22 protein-coding genes are annotated in these 20,317 nt (G+C 65.2%); 21 read left to right on the plus strand and 1 reads right to left on the minus strand.

Annotation, left to right across the window (positions count from 1 at the left end):
* Positions 1-12: 12 nt before the first annotated feature.
* Positions 13-1,755, minus strand: a complete 1,743-nt coding sequence (locus tag LH390_RS04705) for a long-chain fatty-acid--CoA ligase (protein WP_227282390.1) — start codon at positions 1,753-1,755, stop codon at positions 13-15.
* Positions 1,756-2,109: 354 nt separating this feature from the next.
* Between LH390_RS04705 and rho the strand changes: the two genes are divergently transcribed.
* From rho to LH390_RS04810, 21 genes are all read left to right on the plus strand, one after another.
* Positions 2,110-3,972 (plus strand): transcription termination factor Rho, encoded by a 1,863-nt coding sequence (rho, locus tag LH390_RS04710; RefSeq protein WP_227282621.1) that lies wholly within the window; start codon positions 2,110-2,112, stop codon positions 3,970-3,972.
* Between the two features lies 1 nt (position 3,973).
* Positions 3,974-5,047 (plus strand): peptide chain release factor 1, encoded by a 1,074-nt coding sequence (gene prfA, locus LH390_RS04715; RefSeq protein ID WP_227326856.1) that lies wholly within the window; start codon positions 3,974-3,976, stop codon positions 5,045-5,047.
* Positions 5,044-5,874, plus strand: coding sequence for a peptide chain release factor N(5)-glutamine methyltransferase (gene prmC, locus LH390_RS04720; RefSeq protein ID WP_227282388.1), 831 nt, complete (start codon positions 5,044-5,046; stop codon positions 5,872-5,874). The genes prfA and prmC overlap by 4 nt, the downstream gene beginning before the upstream one ends.
* A 56-nt stretch (positions 5,875-5,930) precedes the next feature.
* A complete protein-coding gene (locus tag LH390_RS04725) occupies positions 5,931-6,587 on the plus strand; it encodes an L-threonylcarbamoyladenylate synthase (protein WP_227282387.1) in 657 nt (218 codons plus the stop codon).
* Positions 6,588-7,742 (plus strand): MraY family glycosyltransferase, encoded by a 1,155-nt coding sequence (locus tag LH390_RS04730; protein WP_227282386.1) that lies wholly within the window; start codon positions 6,588-6,590, stop codon positions 7,740-7,742.
* Positions 7,743-7,753: 11 nt separating this feature from the next.
* Complete coding sequence (locus LH390_RS04735) at positions 7,754-8,197, plus strand: Cg1360 family ATP-synthase-associated protein (protein WP_227282385.1); 444 nt, start codon at positions 7,754-7,756, stop codon at positions 8,195-8,197.
* 382 nt (positions 8,198-8,579) lie between these two features.
* Complete coding sequence (gene atpB, locus LH390_RS04740; protein ID WP_227282384.1) at positions 8,580-9,377, plus strand: F0F1 ATP synthase subunit A; 798 nt, start codon at positions 8,580-8,582, stop codon at positions 9,375-9,377.
* Between the two features lie 117 nt (positions 9,378-9,494).
* A complete protein-coding gene (locus tag LH390_RS04745; RefSeq protein WP_227282383.1) occupies positions 9,495-9,734 on the plus strand; it encodes an ATP synthase F0 subunit C in 240 nt (79 codons plus the stop codon).
* A 56-nt stretch (positions 9,735-9,790) separates the two neighbouring features.
* Positions 9,791-10,372, plus strand: coding sequence for a F0F1 ATP synthase subunit B (locus LH390_RS04750; protein WP_227282382.1), 582 nt, complete (start codon positions 9,791-9,793; stop codon positions 10,370-10,372).
* A 5-nt stretch (positions 10,373-10,377) separates the two neighbouring features.
* Entirely contained in the window at positions 10,378-11,193 is an 816-nt protein-coding gene (locus LH390_RS04755; protein WP_227288288.1) for a F0F1 ATP synthase subunit delta, read from the plus strand.
* Between the two features lie 66 nt (positions 11,194-11,259).
* Positions 11,260-12,903, plus strand: a complete 1,644-nt coding sequence (gene atpA / locus LH390_RS04760; protein WP_227282380.1) for a F0F1 ATP synthase subunit alpha — start codon at positions 11,260-11,262, stop codon at positions 12,901-12,903.
* A gap of 57 nt (positions 12,904-12,960) precedes the next feature.
* Positions 12,961-13,938 carry a F0F1 ATP synthase subunit gamma gene (locus LH390_RS04765; protein ID WP_227282379.1) on the plus strand — a complete coding sequence of 326 codons (978 nt, stop codon included), beginning with the start codon at positions 12,961-12,963 and terminating at the stop codon, positions 13,936-13,938.
* 2 nt (positions 13,939-13,940) lie between these two features.
* Complete coding sequence (atpD, locus tag LH390_RS04770) at positions 13,941-15,389, plus strand: F0F1 ATP synthase subunit beta (RefSeq protein ID WP_227282378.1); 1,449 nt, start codon at positions 13,941-13,943, stop codon at positions 15,387-15,389.
* A gap of 17 nt (positions 15,390-15,406) precedes the next feature.
* The gene (locus tag LH390_RS04775; RefSeq protein WP_227282377.1) at positions 15,407-15,778 is read left to right on the plus strand and encodes a F0F1 ATP synthase subunit epsilon; all 372 of its coding nucleotides are present in this window, start codon (positions 15,407-15,409) and stop codon (positions 15,776-15,778) included.
* A 200-nt stretch (positions 15,779-15,978) separates the two neighbouring features.
* Complete coding sequence (locus LH390_RS04780) at positions 15,979-16,449, plus strand: DUF2550 domain-containing protein (RefSeq protein ID WP_227282376.1); 471 nt, start codon at positions 15,979-15,981, stop codon at positions 16,447-16,449.
* A gap of 20 nt (positions 16,450-16,469) precedes the next feature.
* Positions 16,470-17,162, plus strand: a complete 693-nt coding sequence (nucS, locus tag LH390_RS04785) for an endonuclease NucS (protein ID WP_227282375.1) — start codon at positions 16,470-16,472, stop codon at positions 17,160-17,162.
* Positions 17,162-17,449 carry a hypothetical protein gene (locus LH390_RS04790; protein ID WP_227282374.1) on the plus strand — a complete coding sequence of 96 codons (288 nt, stop codon included), beginning with the start codon at positions 17,162-17,164 and terminating at the stop codon, positions 17,447-17,449. Before nucS ends, LH390_RS04790 begins: the two co-directional genes overlap by 1 nt.
* A 10-nt stretch (positions 17,450-17,459) precedes the next feature.
* Positions 17,460-17,804 (plus strand): thiamine-binding protein, encoded by a 345-nt coding sequence (locus LH390_RS04795; protein WP_227282373.1) that lies wholly within the window; start codon positions 17,460-17,462, stop codon positions 17,802-17,804.
* Complete coding sequence (locus LH390_RS04800; RefSeq protein ID WP_227282372.1) at positions 17,804-18,652, plus strand: tetratricopeptide repeat protein; 849 nt, start codon at positions 17,804-17,806, stop codon at positions 18,650-18,652. The genes LH390_RS04795 and LH390_RS04800 overlap by 1 nt, the downstream gene beginning before the upstream one ends.
* A gap of 34 nt (positions 18,653-18,686) precedes the next feature.
* A complete protein-coding gene (locus LH390_RS04805) occupies positions 18,687-19,511 on the plus strand; it encodes an ABC transporter ATP-binding protein (protein WP_227282371.1) in 825 nt (274 codons plus the stop codon).
* Positions 19,456-20,316, plus strand: coding sequence for an NUDIX hydrolase (locus LH390_RS04810; protein WP_227282370.1), 861 nt, complete (start codon positions 19,456-19,458; stop codon positions 20,314-20,316). The genes LH390_RS04805 and LH390_RS04810 overlap by 56 nt, the downstream gene beginning before the upstream one ends.
* Position 20,317 lies beyond the last annotated feature (1 nt).

Raw genomic sequence — 20,317 nt, forward strand, 5'->3', positions numbered from 1 at the left:
AGTGGGTTCGTCTCAAGCGGGGGCGGCTGAGCTAGCCGCCGTGGACCCCCGTCCGGGGCCCCGCAAGGCGATCACCTCAAACTCTCCGGCCTGCACGTGCTTGCGCAGATCCTTCTTATCAAACTTGTTCACCGAGGTCCGGTCGATGCGCTCCACAAACGTCCAATACTCCGGCAGCATCCAATTGGGGAGCTGATCGCGCAGCTGGTCGCGCAGGTGCTCGGCGGTGCGCGCGGTGGGGTCCACCCCCTCATGAAGCACCGTGACCGCCAGCGGGCGCTCGCCCCACTTCTTATCGGGGTAGCCAATCACGGCGGCCTCCACAACCTCCGGGGAATCCATGATGAGGTTTTCCAGCAGCACCGAGTAGATCCACTCGCCGCCGGAGCGGATGACATCCCGGGCGCGGTCGTGGATGGTCAAATACCCATCCGAGGTCACCGAACCCACGTCGCCCGTGCGCAGCCACCCGTCCGCAGTGAACTGGGAATCGGCGTCCTCGACCGGCTTGCCGCGGAAGTGTGCCGCCGCCCCGCCCGCATCCTCCGCAGGGGAGTGGTAGTAGGAGCCGGTCACCAGGTTTCCGCGCACCTGAATCTCACCCTGGTTACGGTCCGTGGCGGAGACCACCTTGCCGTCATTGACCACCCGGTAGTCCAGGGAGGGCGGGAACCGGCCCTGGCTGATCCGGTAGGCCCAGCGCGCCTCGCCGGACACGCCAGCCGGCGGGCGGGCCACCGTCCCCACGGTGGAGGTTTCCGTCATGCCCCACACGTGCACAATGTCCACGCCGTAGCGCTCCTCCCACATGCGGATGAGCATGGGCGGGGCGGGCGAGCCGCCGACGTAAATCTCCGTCAGCGACATCCGCTCTGGCGGGTGGTGCAGGTAGTGGACCATCAGCTGCATCCACACGGTGGGCACACCGTGGGCCACGCGCGGGTGGGTCGCGCCGATCAGCTCCGCCAGCGTGGCGGCAGAAACATCCGAGTCCGGGAAGATCATGGGTGCGCCTGCCATAAAACACGCCAGCGGCACCCCCCAGCTGAGCACGTGGTAAATGGGCACGCAGCACAGGAAGGAAACCCCGGCGGAGACCGCCAGGGAGTCCGTGGTGCGCAGGGTGACGGACTGCAAGTACAGGGAGCGCTGGGAGTAGACCACCGCCTTCGGCGCGCCGGTGGTGCCGGTGGAATAGCACATCGCCGCCCCGTCGCTTTCCTGCGGGATCGGCCAGTCGTAGGTGGTGGGGCGGGCGTCGAGAAGCGCCTCATAGGAGTAGAGCGCAACGCCGTCTGGTACCGGCGGGCACGGGGAGGGCAGCTGGGCGCCCAAAAACACCACGGCGCGCACGCTCGGGCAGCCATCAAGGACCGCGCACAGCTGCGGGGTCAGCCGTGGGTCGGCGATGATGACCTCATCTTCTGCATGGTTGATAATGTGCTGGATCTGATCGGCCATCAGATGCTTATTCAACGGGTTAAACACCGCCCCCATGCAGGTGACCGCGAAAAGCGCCTCCAGGTGCTCGGCGCAGTTATACATTAAGGTGCCCACCCGCTGATCGCCCGTAATGCCAAGCTCATCGTGCAGGGCATGGGCCAAGGCGGCCGCGCGCCCGGCGACCGCGCTAAACGTGGTCACCACGGGCTGGCCCTCGTGCCAGGTGGTGATCTTGGTTGCGCCGTGCACGGTCGCGCCGTAGTGAAGGATCCGCGCGACGGACAGGGGGATCTCCTGCATGGTGGACTGCATGCCCACCACCATAGCGGCCCTCATCCGCCGCGCGGAGGGACCTGAATGACACCAAAGCGGTGCCCATGCGATAAACTTTCGCGTGGATCAACCGAACCCCGCGCTGGGAGTGTCGCTGTGCAGCCGCGAACCAGCTGCCGAACGGGTCGGGGAACGTCCGCATCCATACCACCGCACCCCAAGCGCAGTTGTGCTTGCCTGCGAGGACAGCGGTCCATGATTCCCATACATTTGCACGTCAACGAGCATGCCGCATGCACTCGTGGGCCCGCGCCGTGTGGCTAACCCAAGCACACGCGCTGCAGGGGACGCGACGAAAGGACATTTGTGACCACACCGGATTTAACCACCCCCATGGGTGGCTCCGAGCAGTCGAGCTTGGCAACCTTGCGCATCCCTGAGCTGCGCAAGCTAGCCGCGGACCGCGGACTCAAGGGGGTATCAGGGCTGCGCAAGGGGGAACTCATCGCAGCCATCGAGGGCAGGGGGGCGCGCGCGCCGCAGCCGGAATCCACCGCCGGTGCCGCCCCGCACGAGCCGGCACAGCCGCGCGAAGACCACCGCGAGGATCGGCCGCGCGAAGAGCACCGCGCCCAGCAGTCGCAGCCCGAAGGCGACCGCGCGGAGGCATCCGAATCCTCCCGGGACAACCGGGATAACCGTGATAGCCGGGACAATCAGGATCACCAGGACGGCCAGGACGGGCACTATGAGTCTCGGTCGGCGGCCCGACGTGCACGCCGCAACCGGGCCCGCGCCCAGCAGCGCGGCGGGGACCACCGCGGCGGGGACCAGCAAAACGACGGCCAAGGGGATTCCCACCGCGAGGGCGGACGCGGCGGGCGGTCGGACAACCGTTCCCAGGATCGTGGGGACCGCGGTGACCGCAACGATCGCAATGACCGTGGTGACCGGGGCGACCGGCGGGGCCGGCGCAACCGCCGGGGCCGGCGGGGCCGGGATCGGGACTTTGATAACCGGGACAACAACCGGGATAACGGCCGCGAGAACTACCGGGACTCCGGCGCAGAGGAGCGCCCGGAGGAGTTGCAGCAGGTCGCGGGCATTCTCGACGTCGTGGATGCCAACGTCGCCTTCGTGCGCACCACCGGCTACCACGCGGCGTCCTCGGATGTCTTCGTGCCCAACCAGCTCATTCGGCGCTGCGGACTGCGCAGCGGCGATGCCGTGGTGGGCCAGGTGCGCCCGGGCCAGCTGCAGACCCGCGGCCACGGCCGCAACAAGCAGAAGTACAACAACCTGCTGCGTGTGGAATCCATCAACGGCCTGCCCGTCGAGGAAGCCCGCAACCGTCCGGACTTTTCCAAGCTCACCCCGCTGTATCCCAATAAGCGGCTGCGCTTGGAGACTGAGCCGAAGATCCTGACCACCCGGGTCATCGATCTGATCATGCCCATCGGCAAGGGCCAGCGTGCACTGATTGTCTCCCCGCCGAAGGCCGGTAAGACGACGATCCTGCAAAACATTGCCAACGCGATCTCCCGGAACAATCCGGAGTGCTACCTCATGGTGGTGCTTGTCGACGAACGCCCCGAGGAAGTCACCGACATGCAGCGCAGCGTCAACGGGGAGGTCATTGCCTCCACGTTCGACCGCCCGCCGAGCGAGCACACCGCGGTGGCCGAGCTGGCCATCGAGCGTGCCAAGCGCCTGGTGGAGCAGGGCAAGGACGTTGTGGTGCTGCTGGATTCCATCACCCGTCTGGGCCGGGCGTACAACAACTCTTCGCCGGCATCCGGACGCATCCTGTCCGGTGGTGTGGATTCCAACGCCCTCTACCCGCCGAAGCGTTTCCTGGGTGCTGCCCGTAACATCGAAAACGGCGGTTCACTGACCATCATCGCCACCGCGATGGTGGAGACCGGCTCTGCCGGCGACACCGTGATCTTCGAGGAGTTCAAGGGCACCGGCAACGCGGAGCTGAAGCTGGACCGCAAGATCTCCGAGCGGCGGGTCTTCCCGGCCGTGGATGTCGGACCGTCCGGCACGCGGAAGGATGAGCTGCTGCTCGCCCCCGAGGAGGCCCGGCTGGTGCACAAGTTGCGCCGCATCCTGGCGGCCTTGGACAATCAGCAGGCCATTGACCTGTTGATCAAGCAGCTCAAGAAGACCAAGTCCAATGGGGAATTCCTCATGCAGGTCGCTTCCTCGGCGCCGATGGCCGCGGACAAGGACGATGAGGAGGACTATTCCTAAGATGAGCGATCAGGTATCCGCCGTCGATGACGTGCTCTCCGAGTACATGGGCATTGAGGCCCAGATGGCTGACCCGGAGATCATTGGAGATCAGGACCAGTTCCGCAAGCTGTCCAAGCGCTATAACCAGCTGCAGCCCACCGTCACCGTGGCGCGTGAGCTGGAGCAGGTGCGCGCGGATCTGGCTGAGGCGCGGGAACTGGCCCATGAGGACCGCGAGTTTGCCGCCGAGGCTGAGCGTCTGTCAGCCCGCGAGGTCGAGCTCGAGGAGTCTCTGGCGGACCTGCTCGCCCCGCGCGATCCGCACGATGGTGATGACATCATCATGGAGATCAAGGCCGGCGCGGGCGGGGAGGAAGCCGCCCTGTTCGCCGGGGATCTGGTGCGCATGTATGAGAAGTACGCGGACAAGCACGGCTTCACCTATGAGGTGTTGGGCCTGTCCGAGTCTGACCTCGGCGGCGTCAAGGACATGACCTTGTCCTTCCGGTCGAAGGGCAACTCGCCCGACGGTGCGTGGTCCGTGTTCAAGTTTGAGGGCGGCGTCCACCGCGTCCAGCGCGTGCCGGTCACCGAATCGCAGGGGCGCATCCAGACCTCCTCCGCGGGCGTGCTGGTCTACCCGGAGCCGGATGAGGTCGAGCAGGTGGAGATCGACGACAAGGACATCCGCGTCGACGTCTACCGCTCGTCTGGCAAGGGCGGCCAGGGCGTCAACACCACTGACTCCGCGGTGCGCATCACCCACGAGCCCACGGGCCTGGTGGTGACCTGCCAGAAGGAGCGCTCGCAGATCCAGAACAAGGCCCGCGCCCTGCAGGTGTTGGCCGCCCGGCTGCAGCAGATGCGCGAGGAAGAAGCCGATGCTGCCGCCGCCGAAGGCCGCCACGCCCAGGTGCGCACCATGGACCGCTCCGAGCGCATCCGCACCTACAACTGGCCGGAGAATCGCATCTCCGATCACCGCATCGGTTTTAAAGCCAACAACCTTGACCAGGTCCTCGATGGCAACCTCGACGACTTGTTCACCGCGCTGCAAGCCGCCGAGCGTGCCGAGCGCCTCGAGGCCCAGTGACCCCTGAATGGCTGCGTGAGGCGGCAGCAACCCTCGCCGCCGCAGGCGTTGCTAGCCCGCTTGTCGACGCCCGCCTCATCGCCGCCCATCTCCTCGGGTGCGGTGCGCTGGAAGTAGGTCTGCGCGCAGGCGAGCGCCCGCCCGCCGGCTTCGCCGAGGCCATCCAGCGGCGCGCCAGCCGGGAGCCACTCCAGTACATCCTGGGCGTGGCGCCCTTCGGCCCGCTCGATCTTGCGGTGGGCCCCGGGGTGTTCATCCCGCGTCCGGAAACGGAGGTGCTGGCTGATTGGGCGGTGCGGGCGCTGGGGGGCGTCGATAAGCCCCTCGTAGTTGACCTGTGTACCGGGTCGGGCGCGCTGGCCGCCTACATTGCCCACGCCGTGCCGGATGCCCACGTCATCGCCGTGGAGCGCTCCCCGCACGCCTGCGCGTATGCGCGGCGCAACCTTGCCCCCTACGAGGGAAGGGTGACCCTGCTTGAGGCAGACGCCACCGACCCTTCTGTTTTGGAGCACTGGCACGGCCAGGCCCACGTGGTGGTGACCAACCCGCCCTACGTCCCGGAGACACCTGACCTCGACCCGGAGGTCTACTGCGACCCCCATGACGCCGTCTTTGCCGGGGCCGATGGCCTGACCGTGATTCCGGCGCTGCGAGAACCCATCGCGCGCGTGCTGCGCCCTGGCGGGGCAGTGGGCATAGAACACGATGACTCCACGGCGACCCAGGTGCGCGACCTCCTCGCAGCACACGGCGATTTTTGTCAATTGGCGCACGTCAAGGACTTGAGCGGGCGGTCGCGCTTTGTCACCGCGGTGCGCGTATAAACTAGACCCACGTCGGCCCGATCCCACACGCACAAAGAAAGGCCCGAGGTTTTCGCATGGCCCAGATAGCCAACTGCCTGGATGCGGCGTCGCGCGCCGCCTCGATCCCAGCCGCCGCTCGCGCGGTCGCAGCCGGAGAGCTCGTGGTGCTGCCCACTGACACCGTCTACGGGCTGGGGGCAGACGCCTTTAATAACCAGGCGGTGGCTCAGCTGCTGGCCACCAAACGCCGGGGTCCGGACTTCCCGGTGCCTGTGCTCGTGGGGTCCTGGGACACCGTCCAGGGGCTCGTCGCGCACTACTCGCCGACGCTGCGCACCCTCGTCGAGGCGTTCTGGCCCGGCGGGCTGTCCGTGGTGGTCGCCCAGGCCCCGTCGCTGCCGTGGGATTTGGGCGATACTCGCGGCACCGTCATGGTGCGCATGCCCAATCATCCCGTAGCGGTTGAGCTGCTGCGCCAGACCGGTCCCATGGCGGTGTCTTCCGCCAACCTTCATGGCATGGCTGCCCCCACCAGCGTGGAGTCTGCGCGCCAACAACTAGGCGATGCCGTGTCCGTCTACCTCGACGGGGGAGAAGCCACCATTGGCCAGCCCTCCACCATCGTGGACCTGTCTGGGGACCAACCAAGGGTGCTGCGCAGCGGTGCCGTTTCGGCCGAGCGCATCGCGGAGGTCCTAGACATACCAGTCGCGGCGCTGGAGGCCTCCTAGATGGGCAGCGGGGCCGCCGGCGTCCCGCTGCGTGAACTGGGCCTGGTCATCTTAGTCGCGGCGGTGATTACCTACCTGTGCACCGGCCTGGTGCGCTACCTCATGCTGCGCACGGGCCGGATCGCGGAGATCCGCAAGCGCGACGTGCATACCCAGCCCACCCCGCGACTGGGCGGGGTGGCCATGTATACCGGCTTTACCGCCGCGATCTTCCTGGCCAACCAACTGCCGGCCTTGACCCGCGGCTTCATGCCGGTCACCCCAGAGATGACGGCGGTGATTTGGGCGAGTCTGGTCATCGTCGTGGTGGGAATCATCGATGACCTCTACGAGCTGGACGCGCTGACCAAGCTCGGCGGGCAGATCCTCGGCGCGATCGTCATGAGCGTGCTGGGGCTGAGTTGGACGCTGCTCTACATCCCGGTTCGCGATGGCACGACGGTGGTCCTGGACCAGTTCCAGTCCACGGTGCTTACCGCAATCTTTACGGTTCTGCTGGTCAACGCCATCAACTTCGTCGACGGGCTCGACGGCCTGGCGGCCGGCCTGGGGCTGATCGCCGGGGGTGCAATCCTGGTGTTCTCCTTAACGGTGCTGCACGATCAAGGCGGGGCGGTGTCTGCCTATCCGCCGGCGATCATCGCATCCGGCCTGGTGGGCATGTGCGTGGGATTCTTGCCGCACAACTTCGAGCCCTCGCGGATTTTCATGGGGGATTCGGGCTCGATGCTCATCGGCTTGCTGCTGGCCGCGGCGAGCACGTCGGCGTCGGGAAAGATCAATATGTCCCTGTACGGCGCGGCGGATATGGTCGCGTTGATGAGCCCCATCATCGTGGTCGCCGCGGCGGTGTTCATCCCGGTCCTGGATCTGGTCATGGCGGTGGTGCGCCGCGTGTCCAAGGGCCGCTCGCCGTTTTCCGCCGACCGGATGCACCTGCACCACCGGCTGTTGTCCTTAGGCCACACCCACCGCCGCACGGTGCTGGTGCTCTATCTGTGGGTGTCCGTGGTCGCATTCGGCGCGGTCTCCTTTTCCTTTGTCCCCGGGGTGGTCGCAGTGGGCGGCATGGTTGTGGCCCTGGTAGGGGCGTTTATTGCCACGCTTATTCCACTGCGCCACGGCAAACTCGGCCGCCATGCACGTGGTCGGTAGGGTAGGTGGGCGTGACTGAGACGAATCATGGATTTCTGGGCGGCGCCCCGCGCCCGCTGCGGGTAGCTCTGCGCTGGGGCGCGGTGGCGTTGATCGCCCTGACGGTGGTCATGGCCGCGGTGTGGACGGCGGTGGCCGGTCTTCCGGGTCTGTGGGGCGCGCTTGTTGGTGCGGCCGTGGCGGGTGCGTTCATGCTGCTGACGGTCCTTAGCGTGGCAGCGACGTCGCGGTCGTCCATTGGGGTGTTGGGGGCCGTGGTGCTGGGTGGCTGGCTGCTCAAAATGGTGGTGGCCATGGGGGTGATGTGGTACCTGAGCCAGCTGAGCTTTTATCACCGTCCGGCCCTGGTGGTGACGGTGTTGGCGGCGCTGGTGGTGGTGCTCACGTCGGAGACTTTGGGGGTAGTGCGCACCCGGGAGCCCTATGTGGACCCGGACCGGGAAGCAAAGAACTAAAGATTCTACCCCCGCATGGGGTAGGCCATTGGGGGGCGTTCGGGGGCGGTGGGCTCCGATCTGGCAACCACGCCCTGGGGTTTTGTGCAGCCGCGGGGGTGGAAAACTGTGTTTGGGGGTATGGCCGGGTCAACGAAAGGTGCACGGGGCTGATACGCTATACCCCGGGTTGCCCCGAGTACTTTGCCGCGCCTTTCTTTTGTTGGATTGGCCGTGGCGGTGACGGGGTGAGATTATCCCCTGGTCTGACCTTGTGACGTGCGACGGAGTCGCAGGTTGGCGCCAGTGAAGCAGGAAAGACGTCCATCGCACCACGCGGCGACGATACGGCGCTGCGTGGACATGAGTACGGGAGACAACGCTGATCTCGACAACTTTGGCCATGAAGGGTGAGTTCCACTCTCCTTCATTGGATCACGAATTCTTCCCGGGAGAGTCCTTTGGCGACTTCGTGCTACACGACGTCGCTGGAGGCTGGTTCGCACTCGACCGTCTGATGTTCGTTCGCCTGTTGATGGCGGCGATTGTTGCAATCTTCTTCGTCCTGGCTATGCGCAACCCCAAGGTTGTGCCGTCGGGGCTGCAGAATGTGGGCGAGATTTGCCTGGACTTTGTGCGGGTGCACATCGCTGAGGAGATCCTCGGGCGTAAGGAGGGGCGCCGCTTCCTGCCTTTCCTGACCACCGTCTTCTTCCTCGTTTTCGCGATGAACCTGCCGTCGGTCATTCCGGGCCTCAACGTGTCACCCAATGCGCGCATTGGTATGCCGTTGGTGCTCGCCCTCGTGGGTTACGTGATCTTCATCTACGCCGGAGCGAAGCGCTACGGCTTTTTTAAGTACATGAAGTCCTCGCTGGTGATCCCCAACCTTCCGTGGGCTCTCCACTTCCTGGTGGTCCCCATCGAGTTCTTTTCCACTTTCATTCTGCGTCCGGCCACGCTCACCATCCGTTTGATGGCGAATATGCTGGCCGGTCACCTGATTCTGGTGCTGCTGTTCTCCGCCACTAACTTCTTCTTCTGGCAGATGAATGGCTGGACGGCATTGGCACCGGCAACGCTGCTCGCCGCTTTGGCATTCTCGCTGTTCGAGCTCCTGGTCATTTTCTTGCAGGCGTACATTTTCGCCCTGCTTTCGGCCGTGTACATCGAGCTGTCGCTGCATGCTGACGAACACTGATGAGTCCTCAGGGCGTCCCTAACGGCGCCTGAGGTGCTCACCCTCCCACAACCTCACCAATTTCGCCTCTGCGGGAACCTCGCCCACAGGAGCACCAAGAAAGGGAACGACTCTAAAATGCAAGAAATCATCCTCGCCGCTGACGCTGTCTCGCAGTTCAAGGGCTTCGGCGCCATCGGCTACGGCCTCGCCGCCATCGGCCCGGGCGTGGGCATCGGCATCCTCGTGGGCAAGGCCCTCGAGGGCATGGCTCGCCAGCCCGAGATGGCCGGCACCCTGCGTACCACCATGTTCCTGGGCATCGCCTTCACCGAGGCCCTGGCCCTCATCGGCCTGGTCGCGGGCTTCCTGTTCTAGTACTAGCCACTACCGGCTAGCCCTAGAATCCACCCGACAAAGAAGGATAGGAACAGATGAAGGACGTTCTCTACGTTCTGGCTTCCGAATCAGCGGAACACCTTCCCATGGAGGAAGCTGTCAACCCGCTGCTTCCGAAGAACTATGACCTCGTGTGGTCATTGGTGTGCTTCATCATTATCCTGCTGGTCTTTTGGAAGTTCGTTTTGCCGAAGTTCCAGGAGGTCCTCAGCGAACGTGAGGATCGCATTCAAGGCGGTATCCAGCGTGCTGAGGCTGCCCAAGCGGAGGCCAAGGCAGCGCTGGAGAAGTACAACTCCCAGCTGTCCGACGCCCGCGCAGAGGCCGCCGAGATCCGCGAGCAGGCGCGCGAGCGCGGCAAGCAGATCGAGGCTGAGATCAAGGAGCAGGCGACGCAGGAGTCGCAGCGCATCGTGGAAAGCGGTGAAAAGCAGCTGCAGGCTTCCCGCCAGCAAGTGGTCTCCGAGCTGCGTCAGGAGATGGGCCAGACCTCCATCTCGCTGGCAGAAAAGCTGCTCGGCGGCGAGCTGTCCGAGTCGTCCCGGCAGGCCGGGACTATTGACTCCTTCCTCGCCGACCTTGACTCCCTGGCAACGCCCGTTTCGGCAGGAAAGTGAGCGACATGCACGCAGCAAGCCGTGAAGCACTCGCAGCGTTGAGCGATCAGCTGGACTCCCAGATCACCACCGTCGCCCAGGCCGCCACCGTGGGCACGCAGCTTTTCGACGCCGTCGAGGTACTCGACGGTGATCGTCAGCTGCGCGTCGCCATCGCCGATCAAGCAGCGCCAGCTTCTGCTCGCGCTGGGTTGGTACGCGACGTCTTTGCCTCCGCAGTGGCCCCAGAGACGCAGCAGGTCCTGGAGGCCGCGGTGACCCAGCAGTGGTCCACCCCTCGCGAATTGCGCGACGGATTGGTTGACCTGGGCCGTCAGGCTCTGCTGGTGGGCGCCCGCTTGGACGGCAAGCTGGAGACCGTGGAAAGCGAGCTCTTCGAGCTCGCCCGCGTGCTGGACCGCGAGCCGGAGCTGACCGCGTTGCTTTCGGATAAGGCCACCGACCCCGAGCGGAAGCGCTCCCTGGCGGCCTCCGTGCTGTATGGCAAGGTCACCATGTTCACGGAGACGCTGGTGCTGCAGGCCATTGGCCGGCCCGAGTTCAACCCCATCGACGATGTGGATGCGCTCTCCGAGCGCGCAGCCGCAGTGCGGGGACACACCGTCGCGCGGGTGACGTCGGCAAGCGCCCTGTCTGCGCAGCAGACCGAAGCACTGGCACAGAAGCTCGGCCAGGTCTATGGCACCGAGATCTCCGTGCACACGGTCATCGACGAGTCGCTGCTGGGCGGGTTGAGCGTGCGGGTGGGTGATGAGCTTATCGACGGCTCCATCGCCGCCAAGATCGCACGCCTGCGCGCCGACATGGCGCGGGTGTCTTAATTCCTCAAGACCAGGCGAGAAGTACACGAAGACAAATTGGACGAAACAACCGAGAGCAGGAAGAACATGGCGGAGCTGACGATCTCCTCCGATGAGATCCGTAGCGCGATAGCGAACTACACCTCGAGCTTCTCCGCGGAGGCCTCCCGTGAGGAGGTCGGCGTGGTCATCTCCACCGCTGACGGCATTGCCCAGGTTTCGGGCCTGCCGTCCGTGATGGCCAATGAGCTGCTGGAGTTCCCCGGCGGCGTCATCGGCGTCGCGCAGAACCTCGAGGCCGACCGCATCGGCGTCGTGGTGCTGGGCAACTACGAGTCCCTCAAGGAGGGCGACGAGGTCAAGCGGACAGGCGAAGTCCTGTCCATCCCGGTCGGAGACAAGTTCCTCGGCCGCGTGATTAACCCCCTGGGCGAGCCGATCGACGGCCTGGGCCCCATCGAGGCCGAGGAAGAGCGCGTGCTCGAGCTGCAGGCACCATCCGTGCTGCAGCGCAAGCCCGTCGATGAGCCCATGCAGACCGGCATCAAGGCCATCGACGCGATGACCCCCATCGGTCGCGGCCAGCGTCAGCTGATCATCGGCGACCGCAAGACCGGCAAGACCGCGGTGTGCATTGACACCATCTTGAACCAGAAGGCCAACTGGGAATCCGGCGACAAGAACAAGCAGGTGCGCTGCATCTACGTCGCCATTGGCCAAAAGGGTTCCACCATCGCCTCGGTGCGCCGCACCCTGGAGGAGCGCGGTGCCCTGGAGTACACCACGATCGTGGCGGCCCCGGCCTCTGACTCCGCTGGCTTTAAGTGGCTGGCGCCCTTCTCCGGCGCGGCCCTGGGCCAGCACTGGATGTACCAGGGCAACCACGTCCTGGTCATCTACGATGATCTGACCAAGCAGGCGGAGGCGTACCGCGCCATTTCGCTGCTGCTGCGTCGCCCGCCGGGACGCGAGGCTTACCCCGGCGACGTGTTCTACCTGCACTCCCGTCTGCTGGAGCGCGCGGCCAAGCTCTCCGATGACATGGGCTCCGGTTCGATGACCGCACTGCCGATCATTGAGACCAAGGCCAATGACGTCTCCGCGTTCATTCCCACCAACGTCATCTCCATTACGGATGGCCAGGTCTTCCTTGAGTCTGACCTGTTCAACCAGGGCATTCGCCCGGCCATCAACGTCGGTGTGTCCGTCTCCCGCGTCGGTGGCGCCGCCCAGACCAAGGGCATGAAGAAGGTCGCAGGCTCCCTGCGTCTGGACCTGGCCGCCTACCGCGACCTGGAGGCTTTTGCCACCTTCGCGTCTGACCTGGACGCCGCGTCCAAGGCTCAGCTCGAGCGTGGCCAGCGCCTCGTCGAGCTGCTCAAGCAGCCGGAGAGCTCCCCGCAGCCCGTGGAATACCAGATGATCTCCATCTGGCTGGCTGGCGAAGGCGTCTTCGATGACGTTCCCGTCGAAGACGTTCGCCGCTACGAGGCCGAGCTGCAGGAGCACCTGCGCGCCACCCAGCCGCAGGTCTACGAGCAGATTGACGGCGGCGCCGCCCTGTCTGACGAGTCCAAGCAGACCCTGCTGAAGGCCAACGAGGAGTTCCGCTCCTCCTTCCAGACCACCGATGGCACCCCCGTGATCAACGAGCCCGAGGTGGACGCGCTGGATGCGGCGCAGGTGAGCAAGAACCAGCTCAACGTCAACCGCAAGAAGTCGGACGCGTAAAGGGCATGGTGCACGCAACCATGACCGCTAGCAAGCAAGAAGGGAGGAGGGTGTTCCATGGCTAATCTTCGCGAGCTGCGCGACCGCATTCGGTCCGTCAACTCCACCAAGAAGATCACCAAGGCGCAGGAGATGATCGCGACCTCGCGCATCACCAAGGCGCAGGCGCGCGTGCAGGCCTCGGTGCCGTATGCCACCGAGATTCAGCACGTCGTCGAGCGACTGGCCGCCGCCAGCTCCCTCGATCACCCCATGCTCCACGAGCGGGAGGACGGCCGTCGCGCCGCCGTGCTCGTGGTGTCGTCTGACCGCGGCATGTGTGGTGGATACAACCACAACGTGTTCAAGAAGGCTGCCGAGCTGATCAAGATGCTCGAAGAGGCCGGCTACGAGGTGGTCCGCTACGTCACCGGCGGCAAGGGCGAGGGCTTTTATAAGTTCCGCGGCGAGAAGATCGCCGGCGCCTGGACCGGGTTCTCCCAGGACCCCACCTGGGACTCCACCCACGATGTGCGCCGCCACATGATCGACGGTTTCCTGGCAGGCTCCAAGGCTCAGGCCAAGAGCCGCAACGGACTCGTCGGTGATGAGGGCGATGGCATCCAGGGCTTTGACCAGGTGCACGTGGTGTACACGGAGTTTGAGTCCATGCTCACGCAGACGGCTCGGGCGCACCAGTTGCTGCCCATTGAGCCGGTGCTCCATGAGGTGGAATTCAACCCGGGCGAGGACCTGCTGGACAACACCGGTGAGCCCACCGCTGACTATGACTTTGAGCCGGACGCAGACACGCTGCTTGGGGAGCTGCTGCCCAAGTATGTGTCGCGCTCGCTGTACTCGATTTTCCTCGAGTCGGCGGCCGCGGAGTCTGCATCCCGGCGCACGGCCATGAAGTCGGCGACGGATAACGCCACCGAGCTGGTCAAGGACCTCTCGCGCGTGGCTAACCAGGCCCGTCAGGCACAGATCACCCAGGAAATCACAGAGATCGTCGGTGGCGCGGGTGCGCTCGCCGATAGCGGAGAAAGCGACTGATTATGAGTACAGCTCTGACTGAGCACGAGACACAGCAGGCGGCTACCGCCGGCCGTGTCGTGCGCGTCATCGGCGCGGTCGTCGACGTGGAGTTCCCCCGCGGCGAGCTGCCCGCGCTCTACAACGCGTTGACGGTCGAGGTCACCCTCGAGGCCGTTGCCAAGACCATTACCCTAGAGGTGGCCCAGCACCTGGGCGACAACCTGGTGCGCACCATCTCCATGGCTCCCACCGACGGCCTGGTGCGTGGCACCAAGGTCATCGATACTGGGGCCCCTATTTCTGTGCCCGTGGGCGACGTGGTCAAGGGTCACGTCTTTAACGCCCTGGGCGACTGCCTGGACGAGCCCGGCCTGGGCCGCGACGGCGAGCAGTGGGGCATCCACCGCGATCCGCCGCCGTTTGACCAGCTCGAAGGCAAGACCGAGATCCTGGAGACGGGCATCAAGGTCATCGACCTGCTGACCCCGTACGTCAAGGGCGGCAAGATCGGCCTGTTCGGCGGCGCCGGCGTGGGCAAGACGGTGCTCATCCAGGAGATGATTACCCGTATCGCCCGCGAGTTCTCCGGTACGTCGGTCTTCGCCGGCGTGGGCGAGCGTACCCGTGAGGGCACCGACCTCTTCCTGGAAATGGAAGAGATGGGCGTGCTGCAAGATACGGCCCTGGTCTTCGGCCAGATGGACGAGCCGCCGGGAGTGCGTATGCGCGTGGCCCTGTCCGGCCTGACCATGGCGGAGTACTTCCGTGACGTGCAGCACCAGGACGTGCTGCTGTTCATCGACAACATCTTCCGCTTCACCCAGGCCGGTTCTGAGGTGTCCACGCTGCTGGGCCGCATGCCGTCTGCTGTGGGTTACCAGCCCACGCTTGCCGACGAAATGGGCGTGCTCCAGGAGCGCATCACCTCGACCAAGGGTCGTTCGATTACCTCCCTGCAGGCCGTCTACGTGCCCGCCGATGACTACACCGACCCGGCGCCGGCGACCACGTTCGCGCACCTGGATGCGACCACCGAGTTGGACCGTTCCATCGCCTCGAAGGGTATTTACCCCGCGGTCAACCCGCTGACGTCCACGTCTCGTATCCTCGAGCCGGGCATCGTCGGTGAGCACCACTACGAGGTTGCGCAGCGCGTGATCAACATCCTGCAGAAGAACAAGGAGCTCCAGGACATCATCGCGATCCTGGGCATGGACGAGCTGTCCGAAGAGGACAAGATCACCGTCCAGCGTGCCCGCCGCATCGAGCGTTTCCTGGGCCAGAACTTCTTCGTCGCGGAGAAGTTCACCGGCCTGCCGGGCTCCTACGTTCCGCTCAAGGACACCATTGACGCCTTCGAGCGCATCTGCAATGGCGAGTTCGACGCCTACCCGGAGCAGGCCTTCAACGGCCTGGGTGGCCTCGACGACGTTGAGGAAGCGTACAAGAAGCTCACCGAGAAGAAGTAGGGGAGGTTCGAGTACGTATGGCTTCCATCACCGTGGAACTGGTCTCCGTGGAGCGCATGTTGTGGTCCGGAGAGGCCACCATCGTCTCCGCGCAGACCACTGAGGGCGAGATCGGTATCCAGCCGAAGCATGAGCCCATGCTCGGCCAACTCGTTGACAATGGGACGGTGGCTATCCGGCCCATCGACGGCGGGTTGAAGGTCGCGGCGGTCCAGGGCGGATTCATTTCCGTCAACCCTGACCGGGTGACCATCCTTGCCGACCACGCGGTGTGGGCCGACGAGGTTGACTCCCGCGCCGCGGAGGAGGGCCTGAACTCCGCCCACGAACTTGAGCGCTCCCGCGCGCAGGCCGCGCTCAAGGCACAGCGTCGACTGGCTGAGGGATAATCTCATCTGCCGGACCCCCGTTTCCACTGTGTTGGAAACGGGGGCTTTGTGCATCCTGGGGAATTGGAGGCCGGCCGAATACTTCCCGATTAATTGGGTGCAAGCAGGGCAAATGAGTATTATTGCGGTATTACAATGCTCCCCCTTGGCGGCAGGGTATGACCGATTGGAGAACAGGATCGAAGATGGGAGTTCGTGGCATGCAGTGGACCCTGTGGATTCCCGCTGCTCTTGGCGCTGTCGTGCTCGCGCTGGCGGCCTGGAGATTCTTTGCAGTACGGTCTCAGGGCAGTACCATCGCGCTGCGTCGACTACCTGCAACAGGCATCCATGGCTGGCGCCACGGTGTGATCCGCTACGAGGGTGATTCGGTGAAGTTCTTTAAGCTTCGCTCGTTGTCCCCGGTAGCGGATCTTGTTTTTAACCGCAGCTACATCCACATCGAGTCCAGCCGGGAGATGACTCCGCAGGAGGCGTCGTTTATGATGCCCGGCTCGCGGGTGATCACCGTGAGCAACGGCTCGCGGTGGCAACTCGCCGTGGATGTGCGCACCGCGATGGCGTTGCGTGCGTGGGTGGAGGCGGCGCCGGACGTCCGGCAGGAGCGCCTCGATGCCCGCCTGATGCGCCGACAGCTGAAGCGCGACCCCGATGTCCGCGGGCGTCGATAAGCGGAAGTAGTCTAGTCGGCATGCGCCTTGTCATCGCCACGTGCAGAGTCGATTATGTGGGCCGGTTAGATGCCCATCTCCCCAGCGCACAGCGCCTGCTGATGGTCAAGGCCGACGGTTCGGTATCGGTGCATGCTGACGATCGCGCCTACAAGCCGCTCAATTGGATGACCCCGCCCTGCACGTTGCAGGAAAGCCCGATCCTCGACGAGGATGATCAGGACACCGGTGAGGTGCTGTGGGTGGTGGAAAACTCCAAGGGCGAGCAGCTGCGGATCACCATCTCTGAGATCGTGGCCGACTCCACCTACGAGCTGGGCCCGGATCCGGGCCTGATCAAGGACGGCGTGGAGGCCCACTTGCAGGAGCTTCTGGCAGAGCACATCACCACGCTGGGGGAGGGCTACAGCCTGGTTCGCCGGGAATACCCGACGGCCATTGGTCCGGTGGACATCGTGTGCCGGGACGCCGACGGTGCGACGGTGGCCGTGGAGATTAAGCGCCGCGGCGGCATCGACGGCGTGGAGCAGCTGACGCGCTACCTGGAGTTGCTCAACCGCGATAGCCTGCTGGCCCCGGTGCAGGGAGTTTTTGCGGCCCAGGAGATCAAGCCGCAGGCGCGCACCCTGGCGCAGGATCGCGGGATTCGCTGCGTGACACTGGACTACCAGGCGCTACGCGGCATCGAAAGCCCTGAGCTGCGGTTGTTCTGATGCCGCGGCGCAATAAACGGTCCCGCCGCGAGGCGCCCCCGCGGCTTCCCTCCCACGGTGCCTCGCTGCTGGGTGCGCGTGAGGTGCCGGGGCCGGCCTGGGCGCACGGGGAGATCTTTGTCGTGCGCCAGATTCCGGGCCCTTCCGCGGTGAAGAGGTACCTGTGTCCGGGGTGCAATCAGACGATTGAGCCTGGGGCGGCGCACGTGGTGGCGTGGCCGAAGGAAATCTGGGGCGGCGCGGAGGAGCGCCGCCATTGGCACCACGGGTGTTGGGCACGCCGGTAGGGTGGGGCCCATGATTGTTGCGTTTAGTGTGGCACCAACGCAGACCCCGGGACATGACGCAGAGATGTCTGCGGCGGTGGCGCGGGCGGTGCGTGTGGTCCGCGAGTCCGGATTGCCCAATGAGACCAATGCCATGTTCACCCTGGTGGAGGGGCAGTGGGATGAGGTCATGGATGTGGTGCACCGGGCCACGCTGGCGGTGGCGGAGGTCAGCCCGAGGGTGTCGCTGGTGCTCAAGGCGGATATCCGCGCGGGGCACACCGGCCAGTTGACCCAGAAGGTGGAGTCCTTGGAGGCCCAGTTGGCGGCGCAGTCGCCGGCTGCTGGTCCCGTCGATGGTGAGGAGAAGGCATAGTGACTACCCCTGATCGTTTTGTCGCCGGAGCGGTGGACTTGGGTGCGCTGGCCGCGTCCCGTTCGGAGCGCAGCTCTGATGGCGTGGTGGAGGTCAGCGCGCAGACGGTCCAGGAGGAGGTGATTGCGCAGTCGCAGCGCACCCCGGTGGTGGTGCTCATCGGCTCGGAGCGCAGTCCGGAATGTGCCACGATGCGTGGGGATTTGGCGCGGATCGCGGCCCAGTCTCAGCAGGCCCAACCCCAGGGCGGATTTGTGCTGCGCTACGTGGACGCGGATTCCTCCCCGGAGTTGGCGCAGGCTTTCGGCGTGGCGGTTGTGCCCACGGTGGTGGTTATTGCCGGCGGGCAGCCGGTGACGAGCTTTGAGGGCCCGCAGCCGGCGGAGGCCCTGGAGCAGTGGGCGCAGGCGTTGCTCGCGCAGCTCGGCGGTGCCCAGCCCGGTCAGCCCGGTCAGGAGCCGCGCGAGCCGCGGGATCCGCGTTTCGACGCCGCGGAGGAGGCCTTGGAGGCCGGCGATGCGGCGACGGCTATTGACTACTATGACCAGCTGCTTGCGGAAGATCCACACAACAGTGCGGCCGCCCAGGCGCGGGGCAGCGCCCGGCTTATCCAGCGGCTGGGCACCCCGGCGGAGTCGGGCGATGAGCTAGCAGAGCAGCTGGCCGCCGCGGATGCTGAGGTGGTGTCCGGCAAGGTGGAACAGGCCTTTGCCCGTTTGGTGGGCCTGTTGGCGGGCCCGCACCGGGATGCGGCGCGGGAGCGTTTGCTCGAGTTATTTGGTCTTTTTGCCCCGGATGATCCGCGGGTGAGCGCGGCGCGGTCGGCAATGGCAAACGCGTTGTTCTAAACGCGGTGTATGTGGTGCACTAGGGTGGGAAGGTGTGAGCGACGTGAATGAGGATCTGCTGATCGATTTCTCCCAGGTGAGTGTGGTTCGAGGTGGAACCACGCTGGTGGGGCCTGTGGATTGGCAGGTGGAGCTGGATGAGCGTTGGGTGGTCCTTGGCCCGAACGGGGCGGGTAAGACGACGCTGATTCGGGTCGCCGGCGCGCAGGAGCATCCCACCTCGGGGGTGGCGCGGGTGATTGGTCAGCGCTTGGGGCGTACGGATGTGCGTGACTTGCAGGCGAGCATTGGCATGTCGTCGTCGGCGCTGGCGCAGCGGATTCCGGATACGGAGCGGGTGGGGGATCTGGTGATTTCTGCGGGCTATGCCATTTTGGGTCGCTGGCGGGAACACTATGATGACACCGATTTTGAGCGTGCGACGGACATTTTGGATCAGGTCGCTGGGCTGCACTTGGTGGACCGGACGTGGGGGACGTTGTCGGAGGGGGAGCGCAAGCGCATTTTGTTGGCTCGCGCGTTGATGATTGATCCGGAGCTGTTGATCCTGGATGAGCCGACCGCCGGGATGGATTTGGGCGGCCGGGAGGACCTGGTGTCCTATTTGGGCCAGCTGGCGGAGGATCCTGACGCCCCGGCGATCGTGATGATCACCCACCATGTGGAGGAGATTCCGCCGGGATTCACGCACGCGTTGCTGCTCGATGAGGGCCGCGTGGTGGCCCAGGGGCTCATCGAGGATGTGATGACCAGCGAGAATCTGACCCGCACGTTCCATCAGCCCATTGCGTTGAACCGCATTGATGGGCGGTTCTTTGCTCGTCGTTCGCGGCGGGGTGGAAGCCACCGCAGCGGGTAAGTGGCTCATGGATTCGGCCAAGCGGGCGTGCGGCCTGGGTGGCGCACGCCTGGCGGCGACGGTGCTGTTGGTTCGTGACGGCCCCGGCGGGGTGGAGGTGTGGGTCCAGGAGCGCGTGTCCACCATGGAGCACTACCCGGGGATGACGGTCTTTCCCGGGGGTGGGGTTGATGAGCGGGATTGGCCGCAGGATTTTGGTTCTTTGTGGTCGGGCCCGTCGATTGTTGCTACGGCGCGCGCGCTGGGTACCTCGCGCCACAAGGCGCATGCGTTGGTTTTTGCTGCGGTGCGGGAGCTCTTTGAGGAGACGGGCACGCTGCTGGCTATCGACGCCACTGGTGCCACCGTGGAGGATGCGTCCCCCTTCCACGGGGATCGCCTGGCTTTGGAGTCGCATCGACTAGCCTTGACGCAGGTGCTCCAGCGGGGGCAGCTGCGGGTGCGTTCGGATTTGTTGCGGCCGTGGGCGCGGTGGGTGGGCCCGTCGGAGCGCGGCACGTGGTTTGATACTTTTTCTTTTTTGGCGGTGCGTCCCCGGGGCCAGGAGCCGGATGGTCAAACGCCCGAGGCGCTGTCGGCGGGGTGGTTTCCGCCGGGGCTGATCCTCCAGGCGTGGCGGCATGGTCTGGTGCGGCTGGTGGTGTCTACGTGGCACCAATTGTTGTTGCTGGAGCGCTGCGCCACGGTGGATGAGGCGTTGGCCCGCGCGGCGGTGGCGGATATGACTCCGGTGATTCTGCCGGCCACGGGCGATGACCCGCGTTTTGATGATTATTACCGTAACCACCCGACGGATCGGAGGTAGT

This window comes from Corynebacterium uberis (genome assembly GCF_020616335.1).
Classification (GTDB): domain Bacteria; phylum Actinomycetota; class Actinomycetes; order Mycobacteriales; family Mycobacteriaceae; genus Corynebacterium; species Corynebacterium uberis.